Annotated in this window: 17 protein-coding genes; 15 read left to right on the top strand and 2 right to left on the bottom strand. The window is 32.2% G+C overall.

Translation table 11 applies throughout. From position 1 onward, the window contains the following. Positions 1-2: 2 nt before the first annotated feature. Entirely contained in the window at positions 3-1,304 is a 1,302-nt protein-coding gene (locus tag B2Y85_RS06175) for an alkaline phosphatase (RefSeq protein ID WP_372519603.1), read from the bottom strand. Further along, entirely contained in the window at positions 1,301-3,301 is a 2,001-nt protein-coding gene (locus B2Y85_RS06170; protein ID WP_372519602.1) for a peptidase U32 family protein, read from the bottom strand. The genes B2Y85_RS06175 and B2Y85_RS06170 overlap by 4 nt, the downstream gene beginning before the upstream one ends. 148 nt (positions 3,302-3,449) lie before the next feature. Here B2Y85_RS06170 and rd point away from each other — a divergent pair, with 148 nt between their 5' ends. The 15 genes from rd to glnA all read left to right on the top strand — a co-directional run bounded on the left by rd (position 3,450) and on the right by glnA (position 16,021). Next, positions 3,450-3,608, top strand: a complete 159-nt coding sequence (gene rd, locus B2Y85_RS06165; RefSeq protein WP_372519601.1) for a rubredoxin — start codon at positions 3,450-3,452, stop codon at positions 3,606-3,608. A 49-nt stretch (positions 3,609-3,657) separates the two neighbouring features. Continuing rightward, positions 3,658-3,948: a hypothetical protein gene (locus B2Y85_RS06160; protein ID WP_372519600.1), complete on the top strand. Its 291-nt coding sequence runs from the start codon at positions 3,658-3,660 to the stop codon at positions 3,946-3,948. A gap of 28 nt (positions 3,949-3,976) precedes the next feature. After that, on the top strand, positions 3,977-5,155 hold the full coding sequence (locus B2Y85_RS06155; protein WP_372519599.1) for an FprA family A-type flavoprotein: 1,179 nt from the start codon (positions 3,977-3,979) through the stop codon (positions 5,153-5,155). Between the two features lie 8 nt (positions 5,156-5,163). Further along, positions 5,164-5,595 (top strand): desulfoferrodoxin family protein, encoded by a 432-nt coding sequence (locus B2Y85_RS06150; RefSeq protein WP_372519598.1) that lies wholly within the window; start codon positions 5,164-5,166, stop codon positions 5,593-5,595. Between the two features lie 80 nt (positions 5,596-5,675). Further along, positions 5,676-6,251 carry a rubrerythrin gene (rbr, locus tag B2Y85_RS06145; RefSeq protein WP_372519597.1) on the top strand — a complete coding sequence of 192 codons (576 nt, stop codon included), beginning with the start codon at positions 5,676-5,678 and terminating at the stop codon, positions 6,249-6,251. Positions 6,252-6,346: 95 nt separating this feature from the next. Beyond that, the gene (locus tag B2Y85_RS06140; RefSeq protein ID WP_372519596.1) at positions 6,347-6,892 is read left to right on the top strand and encodes a ferritin family protein; all 546 of its coding nucleotides are present in this window, start codon (positions 6,347-6,349) and stop codon (positions 6,890-6,892) included. Between the two features lie 153 nt (positions 6,893-7,045). Then, on the top strand, positions 7,046-7,450 hold the full coding sequence (locus B2Y85_RS06135) for a metal-dependent transcriptional regulator (RefSeq protein WP_372519595.1): 405 nt from the start codon (positions 7,046-7,048) through the stop codon (positions 7,448-7,450). A 17-nt stretch (positions 7,451-7,467) separates the two neighbouring features. Further along, positions 7,468-8,718: a permease gene (locus B2Y85_RS06130; RefSeq protein WP_372519594.1), complete on the top strand. Its 1,251-nt coding sequence runs from the start codon at positions 7,468-7,470 to the stop codon at positions 8,716-8,718. Positions 8,719-8,891: 173 nt separating this feature from the next. Further along, positions 8,892-9,122, top strand: coding sequence for a FeoA family protein (locus B2Y85_RS06125; RefSeq protein WP_372519593.1), 231 nt, complete (start codon positions 8,892-8,894; stop codon positions 9,120-9,122). Next, positions 9,122-9,349: a FeoA family protein gene (locus B2Y85_RS06120; RefSeq protein WP_372519592.1), complete on the top strand. Its 228-nt coding sequence runs from the start codon at positions 9,122-9,124 to the stop codon at positions 9,347-9,349. Before B2Y85_RS06125 ends, B2Y85_RS06120 begins: the two co-directional genes overlap by 1 nt. Positions 9,350-9,355: 6 nt before the next feature. Then, positions 9,356-11,458, top strand: coding sequence for a ferrous iron transport protein B (gene feoB, locus B2Y85_RS06115; protein WP_372519591.1), 2,103 nt, complete (start codon positions 9,356-9,358; stop codon positions 11,456-11,458). A 146-nt stretch (positions 11,459-11,604) separates the two neighbouring features. Further along, positions 11,605-11,790 (top strand): FeoB-associated Cys-rich membrane protein, encoded by a 186-nt coding sequence (locus B2Y85_RS06110; protein ID WP_372519590.1) that lies wholly within the window; start codon positions 11,605-11,607, stop codon positions 11,788-11,790. A gap of 33 nt (positions 11,791-11,823) precedes the next feature. Beyond that, complete coding sequence (locus tag B2Y85_RS06105) at positions 11,824-13,020, top strand: carbohydrate porin (RefSeq protein ID WP_372519589.1); 1,197 nt, start codon at positions 11,824-11,826, stop codon at positions 13,018-13,020. 176 nt (positions 13,021-13,196) lie between these two features. After that, positions 13,197-14,624, top strand: a complete 1,428-nt coding sequence (locus tag B2Y85_RS06100; RefSeq protein ID WP_372519588.1) for a monomeric [FeFe] hydrogenase — start codon at positions 13,197-13,199, stop codon at positions 14,622-14,624. Positions 14,625-14,689: 65 nt separating this feature from the next. Beyond that, complete coding sequence (gene glnA / locus B2Y85_RS06095) at positions 14,690-16,021, top strand: type I glutamate--ammonia ligase (protein ID WP_372519620.1); 1,332 nt, start codon at positions 14,690-14,692, stop codon at positions 16,019-16,021. Positions 16,022-16,174 lie beyond the last annotated feature (153 nt).

Raw genomic sequence — 16,174 nt, 5'->3', positions numbered from 1 at the left:
ACTTAATCGTTAATAAAAATATCATTTAAAACATTATAGATATCGGTATTATCTATAATATTTTTTTCGTTTATGTATTTTTTAAACAAATCTGATTTTGCCCCTGCACAATAACAACCCGTCAATTCGTTTATGTTGCCTTTTGTTTTATAATCTATGCTTGTATCCCATTTCAAAAATGTCTTGTCGTCAATCATTATATTAGGTCGAGGAAGAATTCCTTTTGCAAGAAATTTATTAAATCTTAACATTCCCGATGAATACGGTGAAACAACAATTATTACGGTATTATTCAAATTCATATCAGTTGAATTTGACTTTACTAAATTGTAAATAAGTTCTACGGTTTTATTACAATCATAAACCGCACCCAACATTTTGTTATAATCGTTTTCACAATTTGCCTTATCAATATCCGTAAATTCCATAAGTGTAAAAAAAGGAGCCTTTTTTTCCAACAACATTTTTATACAATACGAAACAACATCGGAAAATTTATTGTCGGAAAACCGATATTCAAAACTGTCCAAAGTAAAATTTTCCGTAGGTTTAGGCACACAATATTTTTGTAATTTTACAAATAACTTTTTATTAACCAAATTAAAAACTTGCGGTTTATTTATTTCCGAAGAAGACAAGCAATAATAACCGTTATATGCGGCAAATTTATTCATTTCGTAAATATCGTTCTGCCCGATAATTATTTCCGGTTTTGTTTTTGATAATATTTCTTCGGCTATTTTATTGTAATTATTTTTTGATTTGTTATGACTGAAAAAACTTGCCGGCGCAACCGAATAAAAATTATTAGTTGTAATCAATGCGGTATTATATTCTTTTTGTTCGTTTATTTTATCGACAATATTAGGGATAAAAATTTTATTTGTTTTATCGTAACAAATACTGTTGTTATACACTTTTTGTCCTACAGACATAGCCGTAAGAGAAGCGGCGGAATCGGTTGGAACGGAATTTTTAAAATATTTTTCTGCTTTGTCGTTTTTATAGTAAGGATACGGTATTGTTCCGGCAAGATTTGTATCATATCCTTTTTCACTGTCAAAATTAGTTTTGTTGTATTGCCCGATATAAGAATTTATGCTCCAAGTTGTCATAAATGTCTGTAACGGAAAATTGTTCCAAGCTAACATTTTATCTTTTCCGTATAAAAAATTACTTAAAGCAATTTCGTTCGATACGGACAACCCTTCTGCGACAATCAGAAAAACATATTTAGGTTTATCGGCATAAATGTTAAGGAAGAATAAAAAAATGAACAATAAAATTAATATGAATTTTTTCATTTTAATTTTCTTTCAAAATTAAATTTGTTTGCGGAACTCATATAAACATTATTATTAAATACCTTGATTACTTGTGTTAAATAATTTACATTGGGGTCTATATAAGATAAGTCTATCGCAAAAGATTTTATTCCCGCTTTTAACAAATTATTTTTAAATGCAAGTAAATTTACAGGATATTTCGGAATAATAATATTATCTTTATTTGAAACAACTTTAAACTCATCTTTATCGGATTTTATATTTTTATTCCTGATATCCGGAACAAATTTCATTTTAGATATTACTATTTCCGGAAAGCCGGACAAATATACAATCAAATTGTTTTTTAAATTTTTCGATAAATCTTTTATATTGAATAAGTCATCTTCCCAAGATGATACAAAAGCATTTATTTTATATTCGGATAAAAATTCCGCACTGTAATTGTTTAAAGTATACAAATATTGTCCTGCATACAGCAAATTTTTTTTATCTTTAAACATATAAATTTGCGATATGTTATTTATAAAAAACTTGTTGTATTTTTTATCCGCAGCAAAATTTATAAAATTTTCATAAACTTTTATATCTTGTTCCTCTATATAAGGCGGCAACTCAAAATATAAATCATTTATGTTTTTTTGCGAAAGAAAATTTTTTATTATATCTAAATTTTCTTTTGACAATTTTATTATCGTGTCTGCTTTAGCATTTTTTAATAACGGTATCCACTTAACATTGTTTATTCTTATAAATAAATCGGGAAGTGAAACTTTGTTTAAAGGTTGAAACGATAAAATATTGAATGACTTTGTTATTTTTGTGTATTCACCCTTGTCGTTTCTATCCTTCCGTTCCTCTATTCCTCCATACCTCTGCTGTTCTGCGTCGGCAATTTTATATACTTCGAATCCGTTTTCCAAATACAAATCTTTATATTGAATTTTATAACCGTTATCTTTTTTATCCGAAATTTCTATTTTTAACACAACACTTCTATCTTTCTTATTATCAACTATTCTTACGGTATCACCTGTTAACAGATCTGTTTTTGTATTTAAAGAAAATATTGTATCCGTTTTATTTTCAACAATTCCTAAATACAATCCTATATTTTTAGATTTTTGCGGTTCAAAAATATCTTCACTTTTTATGTTAAAATTAAATGTCGTTTTTTGCCTTGCATAATCAAGAGACAACAAATCCTTTGCCTGTTCTAAATTTTGTTCATAATTTGTTTCGTTACTGTCTATTAATAGTCTGTAAGCCTTAACCGTTTTAGCTACATAATCCGCAGATTTCAATCTGCCTTCTATTTTTAACGATGTTACACCCGTCTCTTTTATTTGTTTAATATAATCGGCTAACTGAAAATCTTTAGGAGATAAAAAATATCCTTTTTTCCCGTCAACAGTCCATAATCTTCTGCAAGGTTGTGTACAGCGTCCTCTGTTACCGCTGTATCCGCCTATAAAACTTGAAAACAAACAAAGTCCCGAAACACAAAAACATAATGCCCCGTGACAAAATATTTCAAGTTCTATATTACTTTTATTTTTTATGTTTTTTATTTCATCAAAAGAAAGTTCTCTTGCTAAAACAGCCCTTTCAAATCCCATCTGTTTTGCCTGTATCGCGCCGTAACTGTTATGTATTGTAAGTTGTGTGCTTGCATGAAGTTTTATATCGGGAAAATATTTTTTTGATAAGTAAGCCACACCTAAATCCTGAACAATAATAGCATCTGCTTGCGATAAACTTATTTGTTCCAAACTTTTCATAACATCTTTAAGTTCTGAATTTTTTATTAAAGTATTCAGTGCAACAAAAATTTTTACATTTTTTTGATGTGCATAAGAACAAATTTCGTTTAATTGTTTGTAAGAAAAATTTTTGGCTTTTGCTCTTGCGCTGAAATCTTTTAAACCCACATAAACAGCATCCGCGCCGGCAGATACTGCCGCTAAAAAAGAGTCCGTATTACCGCTTGGTGCCAACAATTCTATATTGCTCATATCTTTTTATTTTAGCATAAAAGATACAATTGTTGAACTTTTTATTTTAAGACCGTTTTTCTATACAAAAAACTTTCAAAATATACTATAATTTAGAAGATATATATACTTGCCAAAAAGTATATAAATTTTATATAGGAGGTTTAAAATGGAAAAATACAAATGCAGTATATGCGGTTACGAATATGATCCTGCAAAGGGAGATCCGGATAACGGAATACCTGCGGGAACACCTTTTGACAAATTACCTGAAAATTGGGTATGTCCTGTTTGTCAGGTAGGCAAAGATTCTTTTGAAAAGATGTAGACATAAACTTGAACGAAATAAATTTTTATTTTCGTTTACAGGAGAAAAAATGAAAAAAATAATTCATAACTTTTTCTACTGCATAGAACTTGTGTTGATAGCTGTTATTTATTTAACTTTCGCAAAAGAACAAATTAATTTTACCCCTTATGTAACTTATCCTTTAGCAATATTATGTGCTTTTTTACCTGTCGGCATTCTTGCCGCAATTGCTTTTGTTGTTTGTTCTTTTTTTTATAACATAAATGCAATTGTCGTCAATTTATCTTACCTGTTTATCGGAATATATTTGCTTGGAATATGGTTAACAAGTTTGTGCAAAGAAAAGAAATACGACTGATATATTAATACGTATAAGGAGTTTTTAGGTGAAACAAATAACTAAAAGTGTATATTCCGTCGGTGTAATAGACTGGAACATGAGAAGTTTTCACGGCAACACGTTTATCACAAAAAGCGGTGTTACTTATAATTCATATGTTGTTAACGATAACGAGCCTGCTTTAATAGATGTTGTTCATAAAGGTTTTGAAGAAGAATTTATAAAAAATATTTCCGAAATCACAGAACCGGAAAAAATAAAACATGTTATATTAAACCATTTGGAACCGGATCACAGCGGTTCAATCGAATATATGGCAAAAGTTTTAAAAAATGCGAAATTTTACGGAACGGCAAAATTAAAAGAAGGACTTTTAAAATACTATAACTTGAATATCGATATAACAGTAGTGAAAACCGGTGACAAAATTAATTTAGGCAATAACACTTTAACTTTTGTTGAAGTACCGATGGTTCATTGGCCGGATAGTATGATGACATATTGTCCCGAACAAAAAGTATTATTTTCAAATGACGGGTTCGGTCAACATATAGCGACAAACAAGACTTTTACCGATGAAGTTGATTGCGGACTAATAGATAAAGAAGTTGCAAAATATTATGCAAACATATTGTGGCCTTTAGGTGCCATGATAGACAGAAGCATAAACAATATTTTAAAAATGAATTTGCCTATAGTTTTTATTGCACCGAGCCATGGCCTTATATGGAGAAAAGATATAAATAAAGTTATAGAAAAATATTTATCTTGGGCTAAAAACACCGTAACAAACAAAGCTGTTATTGTTTATGAAACAATGTGGGGTTCCACGGAAATTATGGCAAGAGAAATTGCAAGAGCATTAACCGATAACAATATAGAAGTTAAAATGTTTGATATTGCAAAAACGGATTTTGCCGAAATTGCTTACGAAATGCTTGAAGCAAAAGCATTTGTTATAGGTTCATCTACACACGATAATGAAATGTTGGCTTATATTGCAGGTTTTATACATTTTATTAAAGGTATGAAACCTAAAAACAGAATTGCTGTTTCGTTCGGCTCTTTCGGTTGGGCCGGCGGTGCCGTAAAAGAAATAGCGACAAATTTAACTTCTTTCGGTGTAGAAGTTATAGATCAAATAGGTGCAAAGTTTAAACCGAATAAAGAAGAACTTAACAATTGTTATCAGGCAGGAATGAAATTAGTTGAAAAATTAAAATAGGAGAAAATATGAAAAAAGCATTAGTTTGTTCGGTATGCGGTTATATTCATTTAAAAGATACTGCACCGGAAAAATGTCCTGTTTGTAATGCAAGTTCAAAAGTATTTAACCTAAAAGATGATGCATTAAAAACAAATGAAGATATTGTAACAACCGGTGAAAGCCACAAAAAACATCTCCCTGTTATTTCCATAAATAATGTAAGTGAAAATGTTCAAGAAATAAAAGTAAAAGTCGGTGAACTTGAGCATCCCATGATGCCGGAACATTATATTACAAATATAATGTTTTATGCGGATAATGAATATGTTGGCGGTATAGCATTAACACATAATTTAAAGCCGGAAGGTTCGATTTCTTTAAATGCCAAGGGCAAAAAAATATCCGTTATCGAACACTGTAACATTCATGGAGATTGGATAACGGAAACAACTGTTTAAAAAATCAAAATCTATTTGAAAATTCTATATTTTTTTAGTAGAGTAAAGAGGTTGACAAACTATCCAAAAGGGGAAAACTTATGAAAAGCCTTAAAGGAACAAAGACAGAAAAAAATTTGTTACAGTCTTTTGCCGGTGAATCGCAGGCAAGAAACAGATACACATTTTTTGCATCCGTAGCAAAAAAAGAAGGTTACGAACAAATATCTGCACTTTTTTTAGAAACCGCAGATAACGAAAAAGAACACGCCAAGAAATTTTTTAAATTTTTAGAAGGCGGAACAGCCGAAATTACGGCAACTTTTCCTGCGGGAATAATCGGAACAACCATACAAAATCTTGAAGCTGCAGCAGACGGCGAAAACGAAGAATGGACGAAAGCATACCCCGAGTTTGCAAGAATTGCCGAAGAAGAAGGTTTTCAAGAAATCGCGGATTGTTTCAAATATATTGCATTAGTTGAAAAAGCACATGAACAAAGATATAGAAAACTTTTAGACAATATTAAATATGAAAAAGTATTCACAAAAGATGGTGTTGTAAAATGGAAATGCAGAAACTGCGGCTATGTTTATGAATCTAAGGAAGCTGCGGAAAAATGTCCTGCATGTAACCATTCAAGAGCATATCAGGAACTTTTTGTAGAAAATTACTAAAATTTGCTTTGCAAATTTTGATGTATAGATGGCATGGATGAATAGAGGTATAAAAAAGAAAAAACACTTTGTGTTTTTATAACGGAGGTAGTAAAATGAGATACGTATGTAAAGTTTGCGGTTGGACAAGCGAAGATGGTGCAAAACCGGATAAATGTCCTATATGCGGAGCACCGGCAGATAAACTTGAAGCTATAGTTGAAGGTGAGAAAACTTATGCAACCGAACATAAAGTAGGTGACGGACAAGTTGAAGACAAAGAAATTGTTGAAGGTTTAAGAGCAAATTTCAACGGAGAATGCACAGAAGTAGGTATGTATTTGGCAATGTCCAGAGTTGCAGAAAGAGAAGGCTATCCTGAAATTGCAGATGCTTTTAAAAGATATGCTTTTGAAGAAGCGGAACATGCTGCAAAATTTGCTGAACTTTTAGGTGAAGTAGTAACAAACTCAACACAGAAAAACCTTGAACTCAGAGCTCAAGCCGAACATGGTGCATGTGCAGGTAAAATGGAAATTGCAATAAAAGCAAAAAAATTAAATTACGATGCAATTCACGATACAGTACATGAAATGGCAAAAGATGAAGCAAGACATGGTAAAGGTTTTGATGGTTTGTTAAAAAGATATTTTAAAAAATAAAAGTATCTTATAAACAGTAAATATTTAAAGGCGATATCTTAAAAAGGTGTCGCCTTTATTTTTTGCCTATTGACAAACAATTATTAAAATGTTAGATTAATATAACATTTTCAATAAAAACTAAAAAAGTTTTGTTTACTTAAAGGAGTTTTTATGAACAAAAAACTTACCGAATCTTTGGAAAATTATTTGGAAACGATAGGTATGCTCATAAGAAAAAACAAAATAGCAAGAGTTAAAGATATCAGTAAAGAATTGGATGTAAAAAATTCAAGTGTAAATATTGCTCTAAACGTTCTTGCCGATAAAGGTCTTATTATTCATGAAAAATACGGTTATGTTGAACTTACTCCCGAAGGTCAAAAAATTGCAGACGATATTCAACATAAAGAAGATGTTTTAGTTCAATTTTTTACCAAAATTTTAGGTGTTGATGAAAATGTTGCTTTAAAAGATGCTTGTAGAATGGAACATACTATAAGTGATGAAACATTGGCAAAACTTATATTTTTTATAGGTAAAATAGGTAAAAAGAATACTAAAAAAACTAATAAATAAGGAAGAAAGTATATAAAGTGGAATTTTTAAAAGAGATAGTAAATGTTATTTTTTCAATATTTAATGCAATGTCGTTTTATTTGCTGTTGGGTTTTTTGTTTGCGGGAATTTTACATGTTCTTGTTCCGCAGCAACTGTTTTCAAAATATTTATCAAAAAATAATTGGGTATCTGTTTTATATGCCACATTGTTCGGTATTCCGTTACCGTTATGTTCTTGCGGTGTAATACCTACGGCAATGGCATTATACAAAGAAGGTGCATCAAAAGGTTCCGTAATTTCTTTTCTTATAGCAACACCGCAAACAGGTATAGATTCTATAATTGCAACATATTCGTTGTTAGGACTTCCTTTTGCAATAATTCGCCCTGTAGCGGCATTCTTTACTTCAATTTTTGCAGGCCTTGTAACAAACGTTTTCACTTCAAAAGAAAGTACCGCTAAAGTTACGGCTCAAAAAAACACGGAAGAACAAAAACTTTCGTTCGGTCAAAAAATAAAAAGAGTTTTTCAGTACGGTTATGTTGAAATGATGGAAGATATAGGTAAAATGTTGTTGTTCGGTTTAATAATTGCAGGACTGATTGCCTATTTTGTTCCGGACAACTTTTTTACAATATTTAAAGGTAACACCTTATTAACAATGTTGTTAATACTTGTAGTTGCAATTCCCATGTATGTTTGTGCTACCGGTTCCATACCTATAGCAATAGCGTTAATGATGAAAGGTATGAGCCCGGGCACCGCTCTTGTTTTACTTATGGCAGGTCCTGCTGCAAACATTGCTTCAATGATGGTTATAGGTAAAGTGTTAGGCAAAAAAACATTTATTATTTATTTAATAACACTTGTTATAGGCGCGATAGGATGCGGACTTATTATGGACAACTTTTTGCCTGCAAGTTGGTTTGATGTTTCTAATTTCGGTATGGCTGCACATAATCATCACGGCGGTTTTTATTATTTTAAAGTTGTTTGTTCGTTTATATTATTTGCTCTTTTAGCAAATTCAATATTATTTAAGAAACACAGAGAAGAGGCGGAAGTTATGGAAAATAATGGTAACAAAATTGCATTTAAAATTAACGGTATGACTTGTAACCATTGTAAAGCTAATGCAACAAAAGCAATAAGTAATTTGAAATCAGTAAAGGAAGTAACTGTAAATTTAAGTGAAGGCGTTGCTTATGTTGACGGTAATCCTACTGATGAAGAAGTAAAGTCGGCTGTGGAAGCGATAGGATTTACTTTCGGTGGAAGAGTTTAAAAGATAATTTGTAATTATATTAAAAAAGCACTTGGTGCTTTATATTTTTTTGATCTTTAAGTTAGATAAAACTAATATTTATAATATAAACTAAAAAATATAATAAAAACTAATATTTTTAATGTTAGCTAAAAATAGATGGTAAGGAAAATACAGGAGGAGAAAGAAAAAAAATGGAGATGATTTTAAGTAATTTAAAATTGAATCAACCTGCCAAAGTAAAAAAAATAACGACATCTGATTCGGTTTTAACGAAAAAATTACTTTCTATGGGTATCTTGAAAGGTGAACAAGTTGTTGTAACAAAGAAATCTGTTTTAGGAGATCCTATAGAAGTAACAATAAGAGGTTACAACTTAAGTCTCAGAAAAGATGAAGCTTCACAAATTTTAGTGGAGGTTTAATGATGACATTATTGAACGGAAAAGAAAACACATCCTTAAGATTTTTGGCTTTTGACAATATAGCCACGGACGAAAGAAAAAAACTAATAGATTTAGGGTTTGTGCCGGGTGAAGAATTAAAAATCTTAAGAGATATGAAATCCGGATTTATAACCGTCTTATTAAAAGGCGGAAAAATTGCATTAGACAGTAATAGTGCATCAAAAATTTTGGTAAAAGAGGTTTAAAATAAAGTGGAAAATTTAAAGAAAGTAAAAATATGTTTGGCCGGTAACCCAAACTGCGGAAAGTCAAGTTTGTTCAACAATATAACGGGGTTAAGACAACATGTAGGAAATTATCCCGGTGTTACCGTTGAAAAAAAAGAAGCTTTTGTAACAAAAAACGGTTATGAACTTCAAATTATAGATTTGCCCGGTATTTACGGCTTATCGGCAAGTTCAGAAGATGAAATAGTAGCAAGAAATGTTTTGATAGAAGAAAAACCGGAACTTGTAATAGATGTTGTAGATTCTTCTAACCTTGAAAGAAATCTTTATTTATATGCACAGTTATCGGAATTAAAAATTCCCGTTATAATCGCAATGAATATGACCGATATTTTGGAAAACAAAGGTCAAAAAATAGATTATAAAAAGTTGGAAGAAAAATATAATGTAGTTGCTGTTCCTATAGTCGCAAGTAAAAACAAAGGAACTGAAGAACTTTTAAATACGGTAACGGATGTTTTAAGTAAGAAAAAAACTGTTAAATCTGTTTCTATAGATTACGGTAAAGAAATTAATAAGGAAAAAGATACTGTTTGCCAAATTATATCCGAAGATGTAAACCTTGTATTAAAATATCCAGTTAATTTTTTAGCGGTAGAGTTAATAAAAAAAGAACCTTATGCCTTGGATAAAATCAAAAGTGCTAAAAACTCTTCTGCAATAATCGAACAGGTGGAAAAGAGTAACAAAATAATTTTTGATTTACATAACGAAAATCTTGAGGCCGTTTTTGCAGATAAAATTTACGATTGGATAAAGATAGTTGTAAGTGATGTTTTATCGAAATCAAAATCCGTAAAAAAAGATTTTACCGAAGCAATAGATAAAATTGTTTTAAACAAAATTTGGTCTGTTCCTATATTCTTGCTTGTAATGTACATTATTTTTAAATTTGCATTTACGGTATCCGAACCTATAGTAGGTTGGTTTGAAGCAGGTATCGAATGGTTATCCGATTTTGCAACAGGTGTTATCCCCGAAGGCATTTTCCAATCGTTAATAGTTGACGGTATAATCGGCGGTGTCGGCGGAGTATTAGGGTTCTTCCCGCAAATTATATGTATGTTCTTTGCCATCGCATTTTTTGAAGATACCGGTTATATGGCAAGAGCGGTGTTTATTATGGACAGAGTTATGAGAAAGTTCGGTCTTCACGGAAAATCGTTTGCATCTTTGTTAATTGCAACTAACGGTTGTGCAGTTCCCGCAATGATGGCATCAAGAACAATAGATAATCCTAAAGACAGAATTATTACACTTCTTGTTACACCGTTTATGATATGCGGTGCAAAACTTCCTATATTTGCACTTTTTATAGCGGCATTCTTCAGTAAAAGTTCAACACAAGCAGCAAACACAATGTTTATATTTTATACATTAAGTGTTGTTATAGCACTTTTTTCCGCATGGGTATTTAAGAAAACATTGTTTAAAGGTGAACCGGGATATTTCGTTATGGAACTTCCCCCTTACAGAGTTCCTACAATAAAAGGTCTTTTACTTAAAATGTGGGAAAGAGGTTGGATGTATCTTAAAAAAGCCGGTACCATCATATTATTAATGTCTATTATTATTTGGGCGGGTTTAACATTCCCTCAAGTAGATGAAGAAAAGTTGGGAGAAGTTTCCGAAGAAGAAGTTGCAGCGGCTCAAATGGATCAAAGTTATATCGGAAAATTGGGACACTTTATTGAACCTGTAATAAAACCTATCGGTTTTGACGGCAAAATGGGTATAGCTTTAATTGCAGGTCTTGCAGCAAAAGAAGTTGTAGTTAGTACTTTGGGAACAATTTATTCTATGGGTGAAACGGATGTTGAAGATGATGAAGCGGTAAATTCTTTAGCGGATAAAATCGCTTCCGATCCGGATTGGAGTCCGTTAAAATCCGTGGCATTTTTGATGTTCTGTTTAATTTATGTTCCTTGTATAGTTGCAATAGCTGTATTCTATAGAGAGGCAGGTTCAAGATTAAAATGGCTGATAATACTTTTTGCTTGGACAACAGTTTTAGGATACTTGTTATCGTTCATTGTATATCAGGGCGGAAGGTTGTTAGGCTTTTAGCCTAACAACGAGGTATAGAGGGCTAGAGGGATAGAAGAATAGAAAAAATCGCAAAGCGATTTTATCCATACATCCATACTTCCAGCCACTAAAATTTCGTAGAAATTTTTGGTCCATACCTCAAGAAAAAGTCGTTGGAGGTAGTAATGGAAACAATTTTTGTTTTATTGATAGTTGCTCTTTGCGCTTTTGTCCTTATAAAAAAAATATATAAACAAGTGAAAGGCGGTAAATGTGATTGCGGGTGCGGTTGTGACAACAATTGCGGAAGTTGTTTAAAAAAAGACAGTTGTATGACACAACTTATGAGAAAAAGTAAAAATAAAAAATAGTTGGCAAAAAATAAAAAAGGAGAGTAGAAAAAAATGAAGAAGTTAGCAGTAGCGGCATTTTTGGCAGCAACAGTAACACTTGGCTTCTCTAATGCTTATGCGGCAGAAGCCGAAAGTCTCTTAGAAGGACTTTCAATTAACGGAGGAATTACTTTGATTTTGCAATCTTTGCAAAAATCAAATGTTTCCACAGCAACAGACGGTTTATTTTATGAAACACCTACAATCGGTTCATATTCCGTAGATTTGGAAATCGAAAAGAAGTTTGATGATAACAACACAGCTTTTTTGCACTTAGAAACAGGAACAGGCGATGCAAACTCCCGTTTTACGGCTTTTTCGGGAATCAACAGAGATGCGGACGATTCAGGTAATCAGGTATCAGTAACAGAAGCATGGTTCGAACATAAATTCAACGATGCTTTCGGTATGACATTCGGTGTTATAGATCCTACATCATCATTAGATGATAATGCTTATGCAAACGATGAAACTTCACAATTTTTAGGTGATATTTTCAGAAATGCACCTGTAATATCTTTCGGAGATAATGCTATCGGTTTAAAAGCGGTTTATGAAACGGACTTCATAGATGTTGCAGCACAATATCTTAATGTAGAAAATACAGTTGAAATACCTGGCGAAGAAGTTAATAATGATGATATCACAAGACACGGTTTTGTTTCCGCAGAAGTAAACTTTAAACCGGGCTTTATAGAAGATATGGAAGGAAATTACAGAGTTTATGTTTGGGGATTGCTTGATGGCGGTATGAAATGGGAAGATGGTGAAAAGACAACCGATTACGGATTCGGTGTCAGTATAGATCAACAACTTTCAGATATTTTCGGTGTATTTGCAAGATACAGTTGGAAAAGAGATGATGCCGTTTCTTCAGCAATCAGCACTCTTGACGGTGACTACGAGTCTCCTTGCAACCAAACATGGAGTATCGGTGCACAAGCAAAAATTAAAGCATTGGGCGATGAAGATATCATAGGTTTGGCTTTCGGTCAAATGATGGTTTCCGATAAAGCAAAAGATGCTTATGGATTAGATTTCAAAGCGGAAGATCATTTAGAAGTTTATTACAGCTGGAATATAAGTGACTATTTAGCCGTTACACCAAGTATTCAATATGTAAATAATATCTGTGGTGGAATGTCTGAAGAACAAGGAGCAGATAATTCTGCTTTCGTAGGTTCTATAAGAATGCAAATAGGTTTCTAAAAATTGCCCGAAGGACAACCGAAATTACTAATTGATAATTAATAATTTCTAATTGTAGTTTTAAAGTCTTGACGAGAATTTACTTTCTCCTCAGAAGAAAACGGATGCAGTTGTTCGCCAACAAACTCTGCATCCGTTTTCCTTTTTTAATTTAAAATTGCTAAAATATATTTATTATGAAACAAGAAATAAATTATTCGGAATATTTTCAAACAAAAGTATTGGAAGAAATTTGCAGATTGTTTTTTGAAAACAATCTTGATGACATAAACCATTTGCCTTTTAACATCATACCTAAAGGTAATGATCCTCAGGTTCGTTGTTGCGTATATAAAGAAAGAGCTATTTTAAAATTAAGAACTCTTGCTTCTCTGGGATATTCAATAAACGATGTTGATGAAGCATTGCCTTTGTCCGATTATCTTAAACCTGAAAACGAAAAAAAATATAAAACGAACAATAAACTTTTAACCGTTCTTGAATCCGCATGTTCGGCATGCGTTAAAAGCAGATATATGGTAAGCGAAATATGTAAAGAGTGTTTGTCAAGAAAATGTATAAATGCCTGCAATTTCGGTGCAATATCTTTCGAAGATCATAAAGCACATATAGATACGGACAAATGTAAAAACTGCGGCAAATGTAAAGAAGCCTGTCCTTACAACGCAATTTTAAAACTTGTTGTTCCCTGTGAAGAAGCTTGTCCGGTAAATGCAATAAAAAAAGACGGTAAAGGCAGGGCAAACATTGATCACAGTTTGTGTATAAGTTGCGGAAAATGTATAGGAGCATGTCCGTTCGGTGCCATAATGGTAAGAAGACAACTGCTCGATGTTCTAAAACTTTTACATACGAAAAAACTTGTAGCATTAATAGCACCTTCAATCACGGGACAGTTCGGAGCACCTATAAGCAAAATTACAACCGCTCTGAAACAAATAGGCTTTGAACATATTTTTGAAGTTGCTTTAGGCGCGGATATTACCGCAAAAAAAGAAGCGGAAGAATTTGAAAACAAGTTGGTGGTAAACAAACAACAATTTATGACAACATCATGTTGCCATGCTTATATAAGATTGGTAAAAAAACATCTTGAAAAACTAAAACCGTTTGTGTCCGATACTTACACTCCTATGCACTATACGGCAGAAATAGCAAAACAAAAATATCCTGATTGTATTACGGTATTTATAGGACCTTGCTTATCAAAAAGAAAAGAAGCGCAGGAAGATCCGTTGGTGGATTATGTTTTAACTTTTCAAGAACTAAAAGCAATAATTAATACAAAACATATAAATATAGATTTATGCCAAGAAACCTCATCGGAAAATCCCCCGACAAAATATGCAAGGGAATTCGCCGTTACCGGAGGTGTATCTCAAGCATTAAAGCATTATTTAAGAATAGATACCAAATTTATTAAAGATGAACTCATTACGGATTTGGACAAAAAAAGTGTTCTTAAATTATCCGCTTATGCCGACGGACACTGCAATTCAAACCTGATAGAGGTTATGGTATGTAAAGGCGGATGTGTCGGCGGTTGTGAAACAATCAAGCCAATCAAACAATCTACCGAAGACGTAAAAAAGTTTTCTTTATAAAAATTTTACAACATATTTCTTTTTTAATATAATGTTACTCTAATCATAAATTTCCGGAAGGAGATATCATGGGATATACTAAACAAGACGTAATAAAAATCATTAAAGAACAAGATGTAAAATTTATCAGATTACAGTTTACCGACATTTTCGGTCAACTTAAAAATGTTGCAATAACCGCAAATCAAATAGAAAAAGCATTAGACAACAAATGTATGTTCGACGGTTCTTCAATCGAAGGTTTTGCAAGAATAGAAGAAAGCGATATGTATTTATATCCCGATCCCGACACATTCGTAATATTCCCGTGGAAACAGGAAGAAGGTAAAGTTGCAAGATTAATTTGCGATATTTATACTCCCGACGGAAAACCTTTTGAAGGTTGCCCGAGAAACATTTTAAAAAGAAGCTTAAAAAATGCCGCAAAGTTAGGTTATACATTTAATGTAGGTTCCGAACTTGAATTCTTTTTGTTCTTAACCGACGAGCAGGGAAAACCCACGACAAAAACTCATGATGCGGCCGGATATTTTGATTTAGCCCCCATAGATTTAGGTGAAAGTGCAAGAAAAGAAATGTGTTTAACTCTTGAAGATATGGGATTTGAAATAGAAGCCGCACACCACGAGGTTGCAAGAGGTCAACACGAAATAGATTTTAAATATGCGGACGCATTAAAAACCGCGGATAACATAAACACATTTAAACTTGTTGTAAAAACAATAGCACAAAAACACGGACTACATGCAACATTTATGCCTAAACCGATATTCGGTATTTGCGGTTCGGGTATGCACATAAACCAATCCTTATTTAAAAACGGTAAAAATGCTTTTTACGATGAAAAAGACAAATTGGGACTTTCAAAAATAGCATATAAATATATTGCAGGATTAATGTATCACATAAAATCTTTCTCTGCAATTTCAAATCCCCTTGTAAACTCTTATAAGAGATTGGTTCCGGGATATGAAGCTCCTGTTTATATTGCTTGGTCTGCAAGAAACAGAAGTCCGTTGGTAAGAATACCTGCGGCAAGAGGCGCTTCCACAAGAATAGAGTTAAGAAATCCGGATCCTTCTGCAAATCCTTACTTTTTGTTAGCATCATGTTTGGCTGCCGGAATTGACGGAATAACAAAAAATATGAAAATAAAACCCGCCGTTGACAGAAACATTTATCAAATGACAAAAGAAGAAAGAGATAAAGCAGGTATAGAAAACTTACCTCACAATTTAATTAATGCCGTTAAAGCAATGCAAAAAAGTGAATTAATAAAAGAAACTCTCGGAAACCATGCATTCAATCTTTACACTAAATCAAAAATTGATGAGTGGGATGCTTACAGAACAAAAGTTCATCAATGGGAAATTGATGAATATCTTATAAACTACTAAACGACAATGTATAATGTATAATTTAAAATGTACAATGTCGGTAAAAATTGCAAAGCAATTTTTGTTAAATTATTAGATTTTTGCAAAGCAAAAATACATTAATTATAAATTATAAATTGTAAATTATAAATTGAAAAAGCACCGAAAGGTGCT

The organism is Candidatus Ruminimicrobiellum ovillum (assembly GCF_002392975.1).
In the GTDB taxonomy this organism is placed as follows: Bacteria; Elusimicrobiota; Endomicrobiia; order Endomicrobiales; family Endomicrobiaceae; genus Ruminimicrobiellum; species Ruminimicrobiellum ovillum.
Note: the sequence above shows the minus strand (reverse complement) of the source record. Positions and strands in the feature narration are given on the sequence as shown.